Raw genomic sequence first — 18,330 nt, forward strand, 5'->3', positions numbered from 1 at the left:
ATATACAAATTACAAGCGTTATTGATCCCATATCTCTTATTGAGGGATTGCATAGTAACCCGATCCAATAGTTCTTTGATAATATTAAAGATACTGTCAACTTTTTGTTTATGCCGCTTGTTTCAATGCAAGATACACATGTGTGTTCAGCTGTTTAATATAAAGAATAATGAGAAGTAATCACCTTTTTTTTCCGTGGTGTATTTGTCTAACAATATTTTCTGTGATTTCCTGCAACAACCCTATCACGAAAAATTTATTTAAAGGAAAATATGCACATGAACGTTATGAGGAACAATTGAAAGCGGCAGGATTAGGAAATACCATATTGTTTAGCCATTGGCAAAAGGCGGCAAAGGAGAGTCTATTGCAACCACAGACGATAACAATTCCTTATCAGGAGAAAGGGTTCTTTACCGCAGAAAATCCGCAGGCTACGGGTTTCGTTTTTGATGCAAGGCAGGGGGAGTATTTGCAGGTACTTATCGAGAAACATTCAAAAGACAGTGTAAAGCTCTTTATTGATTTATTTCAGCTTATTGATGATATGAGTTCAGAACGTAAGCATTTGATTTCCATTGATACGCTTTCGGATACGCTTGCATATGAAATTAAAACTGATGGAACCTATCTTTTACGTATACAACCTGAGCTTTTGGCAAGTATATCGTATAACGTAAAAATTACAGCGGAACCTTCGTTGGCATCTCCGGTAGCTTCTTCAGCCCGTGCTAACTTTGGTAGCTTTTTCGGTGATGGGAGAGATGCTGGTGTGAGAAAACACGAAGGTGTTGATATTTTCGCAAAACGATTAACACCAGTTGTAGCCGCTGCTTCAGGAAGAGTAAGTAGGGTAGGTACAAATAATTTAGGAGGGAAAGTGGTTTGGCTGAAACCTGCCGATAGGAATATAACGCTATATTATGCACATTTAGATTCACAATTGGTTACTGGTGGTCATGAGGTATCTAGAGGAGATACTATAGGTTTAATGGGTAATACCGGTAATGCGCAAACGACAGCTCCCCATTTACATTTTGGTATTTATACTGCTAATGGAGCCGTAGATCCCATGCCTTTTTTGAAGCCCGATAAATCTAGTCCTCCAAAGATTTTAGTCAATAACTTTTCGCCAGGAGATACCGTACGCATATTAACAAAGCCGAACAGGTATGCTCTTGGCATTATTCAGGCCGCCATGAAAAATAGTTACAGAATTGTATTGCCTGAAGGAATTAACACAACGATAGACCAACGACAGGTATCGACTTTAAAGTCTCCTTTACGTACCCATAAATTGAAAGAAACGCAATTGCTCTACCATCAACCAGATTCTTCGGCCGCGCATGTGAGTGAGTTATTGGAGGGAACGGTGATTGATATATTTGCTGAAAGTAATTCTTACTACTTTATAAAAAAAAATGACAGAAGCGGATGGATATCCAAATGATAATCTTTCTAGGTAAGATGTTGCAGAAGACGCAATGACTTGTTTGGGATAATGTGGGTTGTAAAGCATAGAAACCAACATGGAAAAATTTGCTCAACAAAATAGTAGATTTGTAATAGTGTTATTCTAAAATAAACATATGGGTAAGATCTAAATTCTTGCACAATTTAAGTCTTGAAGATTTTGTCATGAGTTCTAGTTGATTCAAGAAAAACTTCGGGTTATCTATAGACAAGAAGTATGATATAATGAGTTTGGTCTTCTTAATAAGTGGAACCCAATTTAACATATACCATAGTTACCTTTTTTTCCGGTTCGAAACTTCAAATTCATCAGCTGTGCCCGATAGCGCAAAGTTGACATTCCCGTTACCCTCCCAGTCGAGATTTAGAATACTACCAATTGGATGCTTAGATGTTTTGAGATTAACGAAACGAATTTCAAGGTCGCAGTTGTGGTTGTTTTTTGTTGATGCATGAATCTGAAAGCAACGGTCTCGACTGCCAAATAGCATGTAGTTGGCGGCACCTCTGTTATTAGAACGAGTGATGATTTTTTGCTCATCCGTCCATTCAATATCTATTTCAACAGAGGTTTTTGCCGGAATGATTTCAGGAAAATGCCAGCGATCCATTTTGTAATTCTTTTGATAAGTCTTGATCCAATCGTAAGCTGTACGATTTATCAAATTTAATTTTCCCCGTTGTCTCATGGCAATTGAATTTTTGAGGTAAAATCAGTTATAACATTCCAAATAACCTTTGCATCAGTTAAGTTAAGCTAAATTGGTAAGCAAACCTAGAAAATTACACGAAAGTGCAGTTTCCTTACACATAAAATGATTTTTAGACTCAAAAGAGTAGTATAGTCATAATAAAACCTATTTTATTATCGATTGATTTACGTTTGCTTATACGTGGGCTTTCGGGTGTAATTACGGCAATCAGAGGGGTTGATTGCGACTGATCTTTAAGCTACCTTTGAAGGGTAATACCCAATGAAGACGGAAGCAACTCGGTTTGCGGTTGACTAACTATAATGATGAAACCATAAGCTACTGCTTAAAAGAAACGTAAACAAAGATAGTTCATGCAAGGCTCATTGCCATTAAAGAAGAACCAAGCATAAGGGAGCTTATTGATGCCATAAAAAAACTAAAATATCAATAATTTATTCGAATGAAAAATATCTCGATAGTAGTTCCCGAAGGGGATGTAAGCTTAAGTAATATTGAAGCATCTTTTAAGATCTTCTCGAAGATTAATGAGGCAATGGAAAAACAGGGTAGGTCAAAGCCTTTTGACGTACATTTAGTGGGGTTAACAAATCAATCGACGTTGTCTAATGGTCTATTTAGTGTAAAACCTGGAAAATCAATTGTGGATGTTGATGGTACTGATCTGATATTGATACCCGCAGTTCATGGGGAAATGAAGGATGTAATTGCTGCAAATCAAGATTTTATACCGTGGATTCTTAAACAGTATAAAAAAGGGGCTGAGGTAGCGTCCTTATGCATTGGTGCCTTTATTCTGGCATCTACTGGATTATTGAATGGGAGAAAGTGCACGACGCACTGGTTAGCTGCAGAGGAGTTTAAAGTGATGTTTCCAGAAGTCAATTTAATGCCCTATAAAATTATTACAGATGAAAATGGTGTATATACGAGTGGGGGCGCCTATTCGTCATTAAATCTTATATTGTATATTGTAGAGAAATATGTAGGACGCAATATGGCCATTCGTTCGTCAAAAATCTTTGAGATTGATATTGATCGGAATAGTCAATCGCCTTTTATAATCTTCCAACGCCAAAAAGATCATTTTGATGAGTTGGTAAAAAAAGCCCAAGATTTTATAGAAGGTAACTTTCACGACAGAATAACTGTGGATCAATTAGCTTCGATGTTATCATTAGGGAGAAGAAACTTTGAAAGACGATTTAAAAAAGCGACGACAAACACCGTTTTGGAGTATATCCAACGTGTAAAAATTGAAGCCGCGAAAATGAGCTTTGAGACTTCCAATGACAATGTGAATGAAGTCATGTACAATGTAGGATACAGTGATACGAAATCTTTCCGTGGTACCTTCAAACGATTGACAGGATTATCACCAGTTGAATATAGAAATAAATACAAAAAAGCCAAGGTGATATAATATGAGTTTTTTATTAAAAAAACGTATGTAACATAGCAAACTAAGTCTATCTTTGTTGCCTACATGAAAATGAAATAAGCTATAACTAATGTTATTACGGCTATTACGATTACCCATTTTATCGTATTGCCTACACTACGGTCATCTTTTTCTTCTACGGCCTCTTTCGATGGACCGGGGTTGTCCTGATGAGCACTATAGTCCGTTTCGATAGCGGTTTTTGAGCTATTCTCATGCTGATCTTCCATAATTGTTTTTTACTTTATAAACATATTTAGCGATTTATTGTTTGGTTTAACAGTAATCCATTCGCGTGGGCGCGTTGGCTAAAATGACCTTATAGCGATACGTCCAAGAGGTTTTTTAGAAAAATGATTTAACTATTAAATAAATGGAAGTGAATGACTTAGAATGGGTGTTAGAGCGCAGAGATATGATGAGTATTTTCGTCTCCGTGATCTGTGGATGCATTATAGGACTTGAACGCGAATACAATAATAAATCTGCGGGCTTTAGAACGATTATATTGATATGTTTGGGATCAACGATTTTTACAATCGTGTCACAACATGGTGCAGGGAGTGATGATCGTATCGCAGCAAATATAATTACCGGTATTGGTTTTATAGGTGCTGGAGTGATTTTTAAAGATAGATTGTCTGTTTTGGGGCTTACTACAGCAGCCGTGATTTGGACAACAGCAGCTATTGGTATGGCAGCGGGAATAGGTTATCATGCATTAGCATTTACGCTAACAATTATTACCATCCTGATTTTATCCTTATTCATGAAGATAGAATCTTTGATAACTTTGATACACAATCGTAAACTTTTAAACATCACATTTGTAAATGATGATATAAGAAATTTATATACGATAGAAAAATTTCTCATAAATAAGCAAGTGAAAAATAAAAGAGTGTCCCTTCGTAAACATGATAAGATATTACATGTTATTATTGAAATTACCGCCAATAATAGACAGCTTCACGAACTAGAAGAAGAAATTTTAGTATTACCGTATGTTAAGAGTTATAGCTAAGTGGTGTCTTTTTTATGCTAAGACCCGTTTTGTTAAATCAATTATTCCTCTTTTTATCATAAAATATTAGCTAATGGAGATAATCATCATTGTAATACTCATTCTATTGAACGGCGTGTTTTCCATGAGTGAGATAGCTTTGGTATCATCAAAAAAATTCAAACTGGAGGTGGTTAGTAAAAAAGGTGATAGAGGTGCAGAAAGAGCGCTTTATCTGGCTAAAAATCCCAACACGTTTTTGTCGACAGTACAAATTGGAATTACACTTATCGGTATTTTAACTGGTATTTATAGTGGGAAGAGCCTTACTGCCATCCTCGGCCGATTTTTGGCAGAATGGGACGTTATAGCGGCCTATGCAGATTCGCTAGCTGTTCTTTTAGTAGTTATAGCTATAACTTATCTTACCATTGTCTTTGGTGAATTGATTCCTAAGCGATTCGGACTATATTTTTCCGAAAAAATAGCCTCTTCGATTGCTTTGCCGATGACTATCATATCAAAGATTTCACTCCCGTTGATTTGGATATTAACAAAAACCAGCGATGTTTTTTTTAAGTTGTTTGGAATAAAAGATTACCAGGAGCAAGCTGTTTCCGAAGAAGAAATCAATGCAATAATAAGAGAAAGTACGAAAGGAGGAGAGGTACAGCCTATTGAACAGTTGATAGTTGAACGGGTGTTTGCTTTGGGCGATCGACGTGCGGCTGAACTTATGACACACCGAATTGATCTTAAGTGGTTCGATGTAAACGACGACTTAAAAGATGTAAAGGAAAAAATCAAACAAAATACACATTCATTCTACCCAGTATGCGATCGTTCGTTGGATAACATATTGGGGGTAGTCTCGGTAAAAGAACTTTTTCTGCAATATTTAGATGGCGCCACATTTGACTTAAAAAAGTTTGTTCATAAACCGTTATATGTTTCAGAATATACCGCGGCCTACCGGGTGTTAGAGCGATTACGGTCGTCAAAAAGGCGTTATGCGATGGTATTAGACGAATATGGAGATCTACAGGGATTGATCACAATAAGCGATGTGGTAGATGAACTGATTGGAAATCATGTTAAAGCGTATGACGACTATAAAATTGTTCAACGGTCGTCAGATAGCTGGCTGGCTGACGGGCAACTTCCTTTTTTCGAGTTTATTGAATATTTTAATTTAGATGATGTTCAGGAAACAGCAGGTTTTACAACGCTAGGAGGTCTTATACTTGATCAATTGAACCATATACCTGTAGTAACTGATAGGGTTAAATGGAAGGGCTTTAATTTAGAGGTTATTGATATGAATGGTATGAGGATTGATAAAATTTTAATTACCCGAACCTCTTGATATTTCATTTTTTTGTTTCTGGAGAAAGTGTTTCTTACTAACTATTGATTGTTTTATGTCGTTAGAATTAATTGTTGAGTGCAGTAAGCTTATCGCAGATAAGGGCTTGACGATAGCCTTTGCAGAGAGTGCAACCGCCGGGAGGGCCTGTTCGCTGTTCTCGTTTACTCCTTATGCAGGAAAAGTACTGAAAGGTGGTGTTGTCTGCTATGACGCATCTGTAAAGATTGGCCTACTGGGCATCCCAGCAGCGCTTATCAGAAGGTATACACCAGAATCGGCCGAGGTGACAGAGACAATGGCAAACGCATTGAAAAAAATGATGAACGCAGATATCTATGTAGCAATAACAGGGTTAACTGCCAGTGGCGGGAGTGAGTCACCTGTAAAACCTGTTGGAACTATGTTTATACATTTGTTATTAGAAAATCTTACTTTATCTGTTAGTAGCGTGTTCTCTGGAACCAGTGAAGAGATTGTTGACCAAACTATCTGTAAAATTGCGAGTTTGTTGCGGGATGTTTTACGAAAATAGATTTGGGCAAGCAGATAATGTTTGTTAGTAATTAATTCGCCATATTCATTTGCTGATTTTAAAGAGATGACCTGATATTTATTTTTTATGCCGATATAAGTCATAGATTTTATTTACAACAAAGGCCATGCGTTCAATTTTCACATTTTCATCTTTTGTCTCATTTATCCAATCGATGTAGTGCTGTTGTTCTTGGCTAGCGAGTTCATTATAATAGGCGAGTGCCTCCGGTTCGTCTGCTAATACTTCGACGAATGCTTCTTTAGTTATATTAACAGCTTTTCTAACAAAAATTTTTAAATTGACAGTATCGCCAGCTGATTTCTTAATCGTTTTACGTATCGCAGCGTTAATTGGAAGAAAGAGTGTACCATTACCAAAAGGCATTAAGGTTGCATTTTTTAAGGTATAGTTATCTATAGAACCATTTATTTTTACCTGCCCTGATTGATTACGATAATTTGGTGTTATTTCCGGCACCGATATATATGTCCAACCACCCTTTCCTGCAAATTTTTCCAATAGTGCCTGGCGATTAATTATAACCTCTTCCATTTTTTAAAAGTACTTTTAGGGAGCCAAATTACAAAATAAAAAGAAATGGAATCACCCCATACCCATGTTAACCACAGCGGCAATATGGGGTAATATAAAGGTCGCTTATAACCGTATTTTATCCGTTAATGTGAGGAGGGATGATATTCTACAATATCTACTCCTACGCCATTTGGATCCCTTATTGCAAAATGCTTATCGCCCCAAGGCTCTTCACGTAAGTCTATCTCTATGGTTACCTCTTTACGCTTAATTTCTTGATAGATTTCATTTATATTATCAACTTCAATAGTAAAATAAACTCCTCTGCCTTCAAATTTAGATTGGAAAAGCACTTGTTGGCTGGGATGATCGGGAAGCAAAAAACTGATTTCACTTGTTTGGTCAGGCGTATGCATCAACAAGTAGAAGTCATTTTCAAAAGTGATACCGAAATTTAAAATGCTGCGGTAAAAATCTTTAGTTTCTTGCAGCTTATCTGTGATAATTCCTGCGTTTAATTTCATTTTTTTCATTTTTTCAGTGATTAAATCGGTTTGTGCAAAAGTATTGGCCATGCTACATAACATGATGCAAACGATAGAAAACGATAACTTTTTCATTATTAGCGTTGTATTATACAACAAAAGTGGCCTTTACCAGGGAAATAAAATTGTAAAAAACGGACATCTCTATTTTAAGGCTTTAGACGGGAGGAGCCCGTACATATTTTTAAACTCTTTAATGAAATGCGCTTGATCATAATAACCGGCATTAAAAAAGAGTTTATTTTTTCTTAGATCTTCTAATGAAGGTTTTGCGTGCAAGATATTCTGGAAACGAACAATCTTACTGAAGGTTTTAGGAGACTCGCCAATATAGAAACTAAATAAACGTCTGAGCTGCCTTGAGCTCAGCGCAACATCTAGATCTCTTTCAATGTTTAATGTGCCCCGCGCATCTATAATGGATTTGATGGCATGAAATAGTCTTTTATCTAAGAGCGAATTTTGTGCTAAAGCTAGCGACGTGAAAAAAGTATTAAATGCCTCCTTTAGTATTTCAAAGATACTGTTTGTAGTGTTTATTGCTCCTGCCTCAGCTTTATTAGATTTATAATGTAGGTGCAGTTGCCGTGAAATAATCTCAGATAATTGTATTTGCAATGTGGGCACTACATCGTTGACAAGCTCAAAGCGATTAGTAAGCTCGTGGGCATCGATTTGAAATAGCAAGGGAAAAACCGTGGGAAGAAATCTTATACCTATATAGTGGAATGTAGAGGGTAGCAGAAACTCTGTGTAACTACTAGCTATTCCCATGATGTATATTTCTGGGAAAGAATATATATCGAAAAAAAGATCAATACAGCCATCTGCGACAACTTTGTAGGCAAAAGCATCACCTAAGCAATTTTTCGTTTTCAGTTCCCAAAAACAATAGATATGGTTTGCCAGATATGACGTAGGTGGAGATTCTAAATAAGTAACGTCTTTATGGCCATCGATAGTTGGTTGGACAGGCCTAAATGAGGAACCAAAATTTAGAAAACTCGCCATGAATGTTTACAACTATTGGTTTTTACAAGCTTATGTTCTTTCCAACAAACTTAGATAAAATGCGTTGAATTCACGAACGTAGAATAACAAAAAATCATCGCAGGTAAAAGCGCTGTATTTCCACATTTGTAGATGAAGTTATGGTACATCATAGCAAGCGCTTTGTCTATATGTAGCACAATTTGAGCCTTTCTCGTTCCCTAATAATAGAAACCAATATTGTCTAGCTATGAAACGATTAAATTTTAGAAAGTTAATTCCTTTAATTCCTGTTATGGTTCTCTTGGTCACTTCTTGCCAGAAGGATGACGATCGAACTGATGGTGAGCTTATTATACGATCTGAGTTTTCTGAAGGTGAAGATGGCTGGATAGCAGATTTTGCGGAATACAATGGAGACAATGTGGAGATTTATGAGCTTGAAGAGGGCATTACCAATCTTCCAGAGCCATTGGATACCGATCAACAAGCCTATCGTATATCAGGTGTCAATAGGAGTGATGACTTATTTATGTATCTGAAAAGACAGGTAACCGATTTAAAGCCATTAACAACTTACAGGATAACCTTTACCGTGGAATTCGCTTCTAATGCGAGGAGCGGAGGTGTGGGTGTTGGCGGCGCCCCGGGGGAGTCCGTTGGCATGGGAGTCGGAGCAAGCTTTGAAGAGCCTGTTTCCGAACCAAATGATAATAATTTTTACGAAATGAATATTGGTAAAATCAATCAGTGTTGTACTGATGGTGAAGATATGGTAGTAATAGGGGATGTAGCTAACGGGACTGAGGAATATGTATACACCATGCTAAGTAATACGGGAGAATTTGTGGCACAAACTGATGATGCGGGTAGTATTTGGGTAATTGTAGGTACGGATTCCGGCTTTGAAGGCGAGACAGCTTTATATTATACAAGCGTAGAGGCTGTTTTCAAAGAATTATAATATATCCTGTTTAATATATTGACCTCATCAAGCTCTTCAATAGCCGATCCTTTTGCTGTTTCTTTTTAGTTGGTCTGCAGAGAATTTTCCAGCGCCACTAAAGAACAAAGAAAAGGACGAAAAGAGCATGAATAGGGCGGGAAACATATTTGTATAGCTGTCGCTGATATGTACAGCTAAAAGGGCTACGGTGAAATTGATAATCATTAGTAGGGCTGCGATACGCAGGTAGTACCCAACGACAAAGAGGATGCCGCAGATAAGCTGTGCATATACGGAAATATACGCTGCAATGGGAGGGGCAGGAAAGTTATAGGTACTCAAGAACGCGCTGAATTTGCCCATAGCCGCTTGATCGATAATATTATCATGAACACCATATATTAGGTGGAAACCTACTATTAATCTTATGAAAAGTGGTGCCCATGCTCCATTTTTTCTAAAAAAAAGATTAGGCCTATTGTAAAACATAATAAGAGGTTAATAACGGTAATTGTATCTACAGTTATCAAATATCACGAATTTTAATGATTTTAAAAAAGAGTATTGGAATAAAATCTATATAACAGCTGCGATATGCTGATTCACAAATTGGTTGGCTATTTTGTTCTCATCCCTTGTTAAACGCAAAAGCCTTTCTTAGTGAGAGGCTTTCTTTGTTCACCCGAAGGGATTGTTGGCGTCCCACATATTACCCGCACGCTTGGCTGCCAAGAGAAAGTTCGAACCCTGTCTTCGCTTCTGTTCTCATCCCTTGTCAAACGTAAAAGCCTTTCTTAGTGAAAGGCCTTCTTTGTTCACCCGAAGGGATTCGAACCCCCATCATCAGAACCGGAATCTGACATTCTATCCATTGAACTACGGGTGAAAAATGTTTGGCAAACATAGATAAAATTGTTGTTATATGCAATTTTAAACGAGTCGGCTCGTATCGTATTTTCTTTACGTACGGAGCTACTGTCCTAAATAGATAATACGCAAAGAGTTGTGCCCAGACAGTGGTTAAACATTGAACCTGAAGTGCATAATGTCTCCATCCTCCACCACATACGTTTTTCCCTCAACACTTAGTTTTCCAGCTTCCTTACATGCGTTTTCAGAACCATACGTTATGAAGTCGTTATATTTAATAACTTCTGCACGAATAAATCCCTTTTCAAAATCTGTGTGGATAACACCGGCAGCTTGTGGCGCGGTAAAACCTTTATTTATTGTCCAAGCTCTTACTTCCTGTACGCCAGCGGTAAAATAGGTGGCAAGATCGAGTAACTTATAGGCCGCACGGATGAGTTTATGAACACCTGATTCGTTTAAACCCAAATCCTCTAAAAACAGTTGGCGTTCTTCATAACTGTCAAGCTGTGTTATTTCCGACTCAATCTGAGCAGATATCACTAAAACTTCCGCATCTTCATCTTTAACCGCTTCCTTTACACGATCTACATATGCATTTCCAGACACTACAGATGCTTCGTCGACATTACAAACGTATAATACAGGTTTGATTGTCAATAAACTGAGGTCGTTGATGTAGTCGAAATCTTCAGTTGATATAGGAGCAGTACGGGCAGATTTACCTGCTTCCAAATGACTTTTTACAACGGAGAGAATGTCAAACGTTTTTTTGGCATCTTTGTCTCCACCTGTTTTAGCCATCTTTTCCACCTTTTGTATACGTTTGAGAACAGTGTCTAAATCTTTTAATTGTAACTCTGTGTCTATAATTTCTTTATCTCTAATAGGATCTACAGAGCCATCAACATGTATGACATTGCCATTGTCAAAACAACGTAGTACGTGTATAATAGCATTTGTCGTTCGTATGTTACCCAAGAATTGATTTCCCAGTCCTTCGCCTTTGCTCGCCCCTTTTACCAGACCAGCAATGTCAACAATTTCGATAGTATTCGGAACTACCCGCTGCGGTTTTACAAGCTCCGCTAGGTTGTTTAACCGTTCGTCCGGCACAGAAATAACCCCTACGTTAGGTTCTATTGTACAGAACGGGAAGTTTGCAGCTTGTGCTTTCGCATTTGATAAACAATTAAATAATGTGGATTTTCCTACGTTGGGTAAACCAACGATGCCGCATTGTAGTGCCATTGGTGATGAATTAGATTATATAGCCTCAATATTTTGTTACAATAGCCGCAAAGATAGGAAATAAAAAGATTTTTAAAATATCTATGTTTTTGTTACTAAAAAAGAGGTTTTTATCTTATATAAATATATAAGTATAGATACTTTTTTAAAAAAAATAATAAGTTATTTGTTTTTTATTTTTATTACTTATTATGTTTGCTATATCAATCTAAATTATCGTGGAAGGTAGATCGGATAAACATAGCGCATTGAGGCTTGATATTTTGAGGCATCTGTATTATAAAGGTGCTTTATCTATCAATGAATTGAGTAGACTTACGGGTAAAAGTTTACCCTTGATTACTGCTGTGGTCAATAGCTTAAAAATAGAATCATTTGTAATCAACAATCAGCTAGCGCCTTCTACGGGTGGAAGGCGTGCCCTCGAGTATTGCTTGAATAAAGCAGCCCATAAATATATTGTGGCGATATCTATTGATCAGGTCGTTTCATGTATAGCCTTATTTGATCTTCATAATGAGATTATTATTGGTCCGAGTGAGCAGAAAATAAATCTCTGCAACTCTAAGGAATCATTGTCGCAATTAATAGCTTTTCTTAAAGCCTATATCGACGGACTTGCCGTGGCTCAGGAACACATTTTAGGTATTGGTATGGCTATGCCTGGTTTTGTGAATGCTGAACAAGGTATCAACCGAACCTATTACGGCTTGGGAGAGAACAGCATTTCTGATTATATCAGCGAGCGGATCGGGCTTCCAGTATACGTTGATAATGATTCTAGTGCTATTGCTTTAGCGGAGTTGAATTTTGGTGCAGCAAGAGGAATGAAGGATGTGATGGTAGTAAATGTTGGGTGGGGGATAGGCTTAGGAATGATTGTTAATGGGAAGCTTTTCAGAGGACATAACGGATTTGCAGGGGAATTTAGCCATGTCCCGCTGGCAGACAGTAATAATTTATGTGCATGCGGCAAAAAAGGATGTTTGGAAGTAGACTCTTCTTTATTAGTATTAACAAGGAAAGCTCAGGAGGAGATGGACCGTGGAGTAGCGTCGAAAATGACTCAAATGTTTACCGAATCTGGCGTGCTAACGGGAGAAGTAATTCTTAAAGCAGCAAATGCCGGAGACCAGCTAGCGATCAATTTGCTTTCAAAAGCAGCTTTTCTGATCGGCAAAGGTATAGCTACATTAATACATATTATGAATCCGCAAGGCGTAGTTATCAGCGGCCGAGGAGCTATAGCCTCTAAAATATTGTTAGCTCCTGTGCAGCAGGCTATTAATGAGTTTTGCATTCCAATGCTGGCCGAGCAGTGCATAACGATACCGTCTCAATTGAACAAAGATGCGGAATTGCTTGGGGCAGCTACTCTGGTCATGGAAAGGATCGAGAAGTTTTAACACTTTATGAAAATCAACCCTTAATCAATTGCCTATGAAGTAAAAATCACTTAACCAATGAGTCTTATATGTTAGGACTAGTCAATTTAGACATCAATCAACTACAATTAAAATTTTAACAAACCAATCAAGTCATGAAAGAAAGTTATTCAAGGGCTTTCGCTGTTGTGATATGTTGCTTTATAGCACTCAGCAGCTTTGCTCAACAAAATATTACAGGTGTTGTGTCTGATAATCAGGGAGCTATACTTGGAGCAACCGTAGCTGTAAAAGGGAAAATCAGTGTGCAGACCAACGCCAACGGGCAATTCGCAATTGAAGTTGTACCTGGCGATATCCTTACCATAAGTTTTGTCGGGTATCAGCCGAAGGAAATTGCCGTTACAGAAGGGATGACAACACTAGATATCAATCTTTCGGCAGATATGTCGGAGTTAGGTGAGGTGGTTATTACTGCGATGGGTATAAAACGCGAGCGAAAATCTTTAGGTTACGCTTATCAAGATATAAAGGGTGAAACATTAACCGGTGCTAGAGAAACTAATATTACAAATTCGCTATCCGGTCGTGTTGCGGGTTTACAGGTTGCCAGATCGAGTAATGGCCCCGCGGGATCAAGTAAAATCGTTTTGCGCGGATTCAATTCCTTAACTGGAGACAACCAGCCGCTAATTGTGGTGGACGGTATTCCTATGGACAACTTTACCGGCGCTAGCAATAATGATTTTTGGAATCCATCAGAGGACCGTGGGAATGGTTTAGGTGACATTAACCCCGACGATATTGAAAGCATGTCGGTACTTAAAGGTGGTGCAGCCGCTGCTTTATATGGATCTAGGGCTGGTAATGGGGTGATCTTAATTACGACAAAAACAGGGTCAAAACAAAATGGTTTAGGCATTACCTATTCATCTAGTTTAGGATTCGAGTCAATTTTCACTAATCCAAAGTTTCAGAATGAATTTGGTCAGGGAACTGGAGGATCATTTGATGATCAGCAGAATTTAAGTTGGGGACCGCGGATTGAAGGTCAAGAAATTACCAATTGGAATGATGAAACGGTTAGTATGCGTGCTTACGATAATGTGACCAATTACTTTAATAAGGGGTTTAATAACATACAAAATATCTCGTTTCAACAACAGATACAGTCTACCTCTGTTTATTCTTCTATTAACTTCTTGCAAAATAGCGGAATCATTCCTGGGAGCAAATTGACTCGGGCAAATATGATTACCAGAGCAGTAAGTAAATTCGGAAAAGACGACCGATGGACGACTGATTTTAAGGTGCAATACATTAATTCTAATGCACAAAACAGACCTGTGAATGGTGTGAATACCTCTAATGCTTTTTTAACTACTTATTTGATGCCAAGATCTTTAGATATCCAGGAATTTAGTGCAGCTACAAATGAGCTTGGCTCTATGCTGTGGTATGGGGCGAGTAATCAAATTAACCCTTATTGGAACTATCGATATAACCTCAACCAAGATGTTAGGGATCGTTTTCTATTAAATGGGAGTATACGGTATGATTTCAATGATTGGTTGAATGCGGAAGTGAAGGTCGGTTCTGATTTATATACAACAGCAACAGAGGCTCGCCAATTTGCCGGAAGTCCTTTAAGTCAAACAGGTAGATATAGTAAAGGGAAAGAGACCTTTGTGGAAAACAACTATATTGCGATGATTAATGCGAAAAAGGATAATATCTGGAGACAGCTAGGGTTTACTGCTTCATTGGGTGGCCAATTAATGCAACAAACAAGAGATAACTTAAGTAGCAGCGCTGGTGAACTGGAGGTCCCGAATTTATTCTCAATTAACAATGGAAAGGCCAATCCTACAGTGACCGATTTCTTTTCCGAAAGAAGAATAAATTCTGTTTTCGGGTCTTTAGGACTTAATTGGGATGGTTATTTCTTCTTGGATGGAACAATAAGAAATGATTGGACGACAACCTTGCATCCGGATAACAGGTCTTTCCTTTACCCCTCGGTTTCGTCTTCCTTGATTATCAACGAAATGCTTGAACGCTCGGGCGGTTCCATGCCATCTTGGGTAAGTTTTGCAAAGGTTAGAGCTTCTTATGCCGAGGTAGGTAATGATATGCAGCCGTATCAGCTCTATAATATTTTCACCATTGGGAAGGATCCACTAGGAAATACTACAGCCGGTAGAAACACCACAAAATTTGATCCATTTGTTCGAAGCGAATTGATCAAGAATTGGGAGGTAGGTGCTGATTTTAGACTCTTTAATAATCGATTAGGTATTGATGCCGCATTTTATAAATCCAATGCAACGAATCAGCTTATCTCCTTGCCAATGGACCCTTTAAGTGGTTATCAAAATCAAATTGTAAATGCCGGGGATATAGAGAATAAAGGTGTGGAATTGATGTTGACCGGTAGGGTACTCGATAATCCAGCAGGTTTTTCCTGGGATTTAGGCGTGAATTTCTCCAGAAATATCAATACCATTAAAGCGCTTACAGATGAAATTGAGCGTTATTCTCTTGGGGGGTTTGATAACGTGAGTGTAAACGCAGTGGCAGGACAATTATATGGACAGATTTGGGGAACAAAGTTTGTTAGAGTGGAAGATGCTAATAGCCCTTATAACGGTGAGTTGGTTTTAACTGCTGGAGGCTTGCCACAATCAACCCAGGAAGCGCATCCGCTGGGCGACCAACAAGCTAGGGCCTTATTAGGGATAACCAATACTTTTACTTACAAAGACCTATCCTTGAGCTTCTTAATTGATGGTCGTTTTGGAGGAAAAATTTTCTCTAACACGAATCGGTCTATGCAACAAAGTGGAACAGCTTCGATAACTGCAGAAAATGGCCGTTCAAATTTTGTAGTTCCTGGTGTCATTTTAGACGTGGAAAGCAATACCTACGCTCCTAACGGGGTAGAAATACGTCCAGAGCAGTATTGGACGGCGATCACGACATCCGGTGGTAATTTGGGTATTAATGAGGCCAATCTTTACGACGCATCGAATATCCGGGTTAGAAATATTCAGTTAAATTATAACTTACCGAGAAGGTGGGTACAAAATACACCAATACAACGGGCTAGAGTAGGGTTTACTTGCAATAACGTATGGCTAATCTCTAGTCATATGAATGGTGTAGACCCCGAATCCGTTTTTGCTACTGCAACGAATGCCGTAGGATTTGAAGGAGGGAGTGCTCCAACAGCAAGATCCTTCTTATTTAACCTTTCTGTAACGTTCTAAGTGGTAATTTTAAAATTGAAGTGTAATGAAAAATAAAATGTATAAAAATATTGGAAAGAGCATCTTTGCCTTTGCTCTCAGTTTCACCGCTGTTTCCTGCTCGAAATTTGATGAGATAAATGTCGACCCTAAAGTGGCAAGTATAGATCAAGTTCAGGTGGAATATTTTATTAACGCCGCTATCGTTGGAGCTCAACAGGACCCCCATGTTGCCGAACGTGCATTTGTGTTGTATTGGAAGACTGCGGGAAGACAGCATAGGTCGAATGGTTTATCTACCGGGGTTTATACCGACGATTGGAGCCAGGATTATTATTCTGCAGCTTCTGGATGGCTGAATGCAGCGTATACCGCCGTAGAAGTTGCCGAGCATCAGATGGAGACTGGCGAGGCTCAGCCCTATACAAATAACCTGTTGCAAGTTGCTCGGATTTGGAGAGCTTACTTGTTGAGTGAACTAGCAGATAACTTTGGACCCTTACCTATCAACGGCTTTCAAGGAGAAAACCCATCATTCAACAATCTACAGGAGGTGTATTATTTTATGTTACAAGAGCTCAAAGAGGCCGTGGAGGCGATAGATCCATCGGTTACGAACCCCGATGTGCTAAGAAATTTTGATCACGCGTATAATTTCGATTACAATAAATGGATTAAATATGGTAATTCGTTAAGAATGCGTTTTGCTATGCGTTTGTCGGAAGTAGATCCGGGCAAAGCACAGTCGGAATTTGAAGATGCGATAAGAGGTGGTTTATACATCACAACAATGGATGAGGCATTTCAGGTAACCGAAAGACCAGGCTGGGATGGTTTGACAGGAGTTATGAGTCGTGAGTGGAATGGACAACAGATTTCTGCCACATTAAACAATCTATATTTGGGATTAGGAGGAATACCTTCTGAAAATCAATTGGGTACCAATTTGCATCAATATGTGAAGGATGAAGATTATATTGGTTTAAGATTTTCCGAACATTTCTCTACATTAACCAACGATCCATCTGCTGGTTATTGGTTGGATGGATTACCAAAAGTGATTGATCCCAGGGCATATAAAACTTTTGCTATTCCAGGTGATTTGAACAATCCCGATTTTAGCCGTTATCCAACTTATACCCAAGATGCCGTGACGACGTCCAGAAACTTGGTCAATGCAAATGATGGTGTTGTTAAAACGATTGAGGCACGATATACTTGGAATGCTTTTGCTATCGGTAACTGGGGTTTGAAAGGTGCCAGAAATCAAGTATATACATACCTTGGCACAAACCCTCGTTTAGTGCAACGTTATAGAAGCAGTGATAATGTGCGTATTTTTTTCGCGCCCTGGGAAACCAATTTTCTTTTGGCGGAAGCAGGTGTACGAGGCTGGTCTACGCCGGTTGCCGCTAAGGAAGCGTATGAACAGGGCGTTAGGCTCAGCTTTGATTACAATAATGTGGGCGCTCATTTGGGCCAATACCTGTCGTCTACCAATTATAACCGGGTGGGAACCTCTGTGAGTTGGGACCATACACCAGAACCTCCTGCTTCACATCGAATGACTTTTGTGGACGGCTATGCGAATACCACCGGTACGGTGGATATTCCATACCCATCAAACACGTTGTATCGAAACGGTGCCGTGAAAAATGATCATTTAACGAAGATTATTACGCAAAAATTTATTGCGCAGTGTCCATGGTTGCCTTTGGAAACGTGGTCAGATCATAGGAGATTAGGTTTACCATTTTTTGAAACACCTGCGGTTGAAGAGCCTAATACAAATTTACCTGATTTAACAAGATCCAATTATATGAATGCATCAACCAAATTCTTTCCGCAACGGTTGAGATATCCCTCTAGCTTAAGGAACACCAACCAGCAAGGTTACCAGCAAGCCGTAGGGTTTTTGGAAGGAGAAGATGGTGTTTTAACTCCTTTGTGGTGGGCGAAGCGTTAATTGATTTAAGGAGTGAATATAAGTATAACAAAAAACGGGCGCCAAATGCTGGCGCCCGTTT

General features: G+C 38.6%; 16 protein-coding genes and 1 tRNA gene. 9 read left to right on the forward strand and 8 right to left on the reverse strand.

Annotated features, from left to right (window positions below; genetic code table 11):
• Nucleotides 1–169 precede the first annotated feature (169 nt).
• Complete coding sequence (locus H8S90_RS16580) at nucleotides 170–1,450, forward strand: M23 family metallopeptidase (protein WP_187338973.1); 1,281 nt, start codon at nucleotides 170–172, stop codon at nucleotides 1,448–1,450.
• 298 nt (nucleotides 1,451–1,748) lie between these two features.
• Here H8S90_RS16580 and H8S90_RS16585 read toward each other — a convergent pair whose 3' ends face one another.
• Entirely contained in the window at nucleotides 1,749–2,162 is a 414-nt protein-coding gene (locus H8S90_RS16585) for a hypothetical protein (protein ID WP_187338974.1), read from the reverse strand.
• A gap of 466 nt (nucleotides 2,163–2,628) precedes the next feature.
• Between H8S90_RS16585 and H8S90_RS16590 the strand changes: the two genes are divergently transcribed.
• Nucleotides 2,629–3,609 carry a GlxA family transcriptional regulator gene (locus H8S90_RS16590; protein ID WP_187338975.1) on the forward strand — a complete coding sequence of 327 codons (981 nt, stop codon included), beginning with the start codon at nucleotides 2,629–2,631 and terminating at the stop codon, nucleotides 3,607–3,609.
• 59 nt (nucleotides 3,610–3,668) lie between these two features.
• Here H8S90_RS16590 and H8S90_RS16595 read toward each other — a convergent pair whose 3' ends face one another.
• Nucleotides 3,669–3,857 (reverse strand): PLDc_N domain-containing protein, encoded by a 189-nt coding sequence (locus H8S90_RS16595; RefSeq protein ID WP_187338976.1) that lies wholly within the window; start codon nucleotides 3,855–3,857, stop codon nucleotides 3,669–3,671.
• Between the two features lie 143 nt (nucleotides 3,858–4,000).
• Between H8S90_RS16595 and H8S90_RS16600 the strand changes: the two genes are divergently transcribed.
• From H8S90_RS16600 to H8S90_RS16610, 3 genes are all read left to right on the forward strand, one after another.
• Nucleotides 4,001–4,651 carry an MgtC/SapB family protein gene (locus H8S90_RS16600; protein ID WP_255501636.1) on the forward strand — a complete coding sequence of 217 codons (651 nt, stop codon included), beginning with the start codon at nucleotides 4,001–4,003 and terminating at the stop codon, nucleotides 4,649–4,651.
• Nucleotides 4,652–4,724: 73 nt separating this feature from the next.
• A complete protein-coding gene (locus H8S90_RS16605) occupies nucleotides 4,725–5,996 on the forward strand; it encodes a hemolysin family protein (RefSeq protein ID WP_187338977.1) in 1,272 nt (423 codons plus the stop codon).
• A gap of 55 nt (nucleotides 5,997–6,051) precedes the next feature.
• On the forward strand, nucleotides 6,052–6,531 hold the full coding sequence (locus tag H8S90_RS16610; protein WP_187338978.1) for a CinA family protein: 480 nt from the start codon (nucleotides 6,052–6,054) through the stop codon (nucleotides 6,529–6,531).
• Nucleotides 6,532–6,609: 78 nt separating this feature from the next.
• Here H8S90_RS16610 and H8S90_RS16615 read toward each other — a convergent pair whose 3' ends face one another.
• The 3 genes from H8S90_RS16615 to H8S90_RS16625 all read right to left on the reverse strand — a co-directional run bounded on the left by H8S90_RS16615 (nucleotide 6,610) and on the right by H8S90_RS16625 (nucleotide 8,624).
• Nucleotides 6,610–7,086, reverse strand: a complete 477-nt coding sequence (locus H8S90_RS16615) for a YdeI/OmpD-associated family protein (protein ID WP_187338979.1) — start codon at nucleotides 7,084–7,086, stop codon at nucleotides 6,610–6,612.
• Between the two features lie 125 nt (nucleotides 7,087–7,211).
• Nucleotides 7,212–7,688: a VOC family protein gene (locus H8S90_RS16620; protein ID WP_187338980.1), complete on the reverse strand. Its 477-nt coding sequence runs from the start codon at nucleotides 7,686–7,688 to the stop codon at nucleotides 7,212–7,214.
• Between the two features lie 69 nt (nucleotides 7,689–7,757).
• Nucleotides 7,758–8,624 (reverse strand): helix-turn-helix domain-containing protein, encoded by an 867-nt coding sequence (locus H8S90_RS16625; RefSeq protein ID WP_187338981.1) that lies wholly within the window; start codon nucleotides 8,622–8,624, stop codon nucleotides 7,758–7,760.
• A 229-nt stretch (nucleotides 8,625–8,853) separates the two neighbouring features.
• Between H8S90_RS16625 and H8S90_RS16630 the strand changes: the two genes are divergently transcribed.
• Nucleotides 8,854–9,567: a hypothetical protein gene (locus H8S90_RS16630; protein WP_187338982.1), complete on the forward strand. Its 714-nt coding sequence runs from the start codon at nucleotides 8,854–8,856 to the stop codon at nucleotides 9,565–9,567.
• A gap of 36 nt (nucleotides 9,568–9,603) precedes the next feature.
• On the opposite strand, the gene H8S90_RS16635 is transcribed toward H8S90_RS16630, so the two are convergent.
• The 3 genes from H8S90_RS16635 to ychF form a co-directional block, all read right to left on the reverse strand.
• On the reverse strand, nucleotides 9,604–10,038 hold the full coding sequence (locus H8S90_RS16635; RefSeq protein ID WP_187338983.1) for a DoxX family protein: 435 nt from the start codon (nucleotides 10,036–10,038) through the stop codon (nucleotides 9,604–9,606).
• A gap of 325 nt (nucleotides 10,039–10,363) precedes the next feature.
• Nucleotides 10,364–10,435, reverse strand: a tRNA-Arg gene (locus tag H8S90_RS16640).
• Nucleotides 10,436–10,569: 134 nt separating this feature from the next.
• Complete coding sequence (gene ychF / locus H8S90_RS16645; protein WP_187338984.1) at nucleotides 10,570–11,670, reverse strand: redox-regulated ATPase YchF; 1,101 nt, start codon at nucleotides 11,668–11,670, stop codon at nucleotides 10,570–10,572.
• Between the two features lie 218 nt (nucleotides 11,671–11,888).
• Between ychF and H8S90_RS16650 the strand changes: the two genes are divergently transcribed.
• From H8S90_RS16650 to H8S90_RS16660, 3 genes are all read left to right on the forward strand, one after another.
• Nucleotides 11,889–13,076 (forward strand): ROK family protein, encoded by a 1,188-nt coding sequence (locus H8S90_RS16650; RefSeq protein ID WP_187338985.1) that lies wholly within the window; start codon nucleotides 11,889–11,891, stop codon nucleotides 13,074–13,076.
• A gap of 134 nt (nucleotides 13,077–13,210) precedes the next feature.
• On the forward strand, nucleotides 13,211–16,324 hold the full coding sequence (locus H8S90_RS16655) for a SusC/RagA family TonB-linked outer membrane protein (RefSeq protein ID WP_187338986.1): 3,114 nt from the start codon (nucleotides 13,211–13,213) through the stop codon (nucleotides 16,322–16,324).
• Nucleotides 16,325–16,349: 25 nt separating this feature from the next.
• Nucleotides 16,350–18,269 carry a SusD/RagB family nutrient-binding outer membrane lipoprotein gene (locus tag H8S90_RS16660; protein WP_255501637.1) on the forward strand — a complete coding sequence of 640 codons (1,920 nt, stop codon included), beginning with the start codon at nucleotides 16,350–16,352 and terminating at the stop codon, nucleotides 18,267–18,269.
• The last annotated feature ends 61 nt before the right edge of the window (nucleotides 18,270–18,330 follow it).

The sequence above is a fragment of the Olivibacter sp. SDN3 genome, from assembly GCF_014334135.1.
Lineage (GTDB): Bacteria > Bacteroidota > Bacteroidia > Sphingobacteriales > Sphingobacteriaceae > Olivibacter.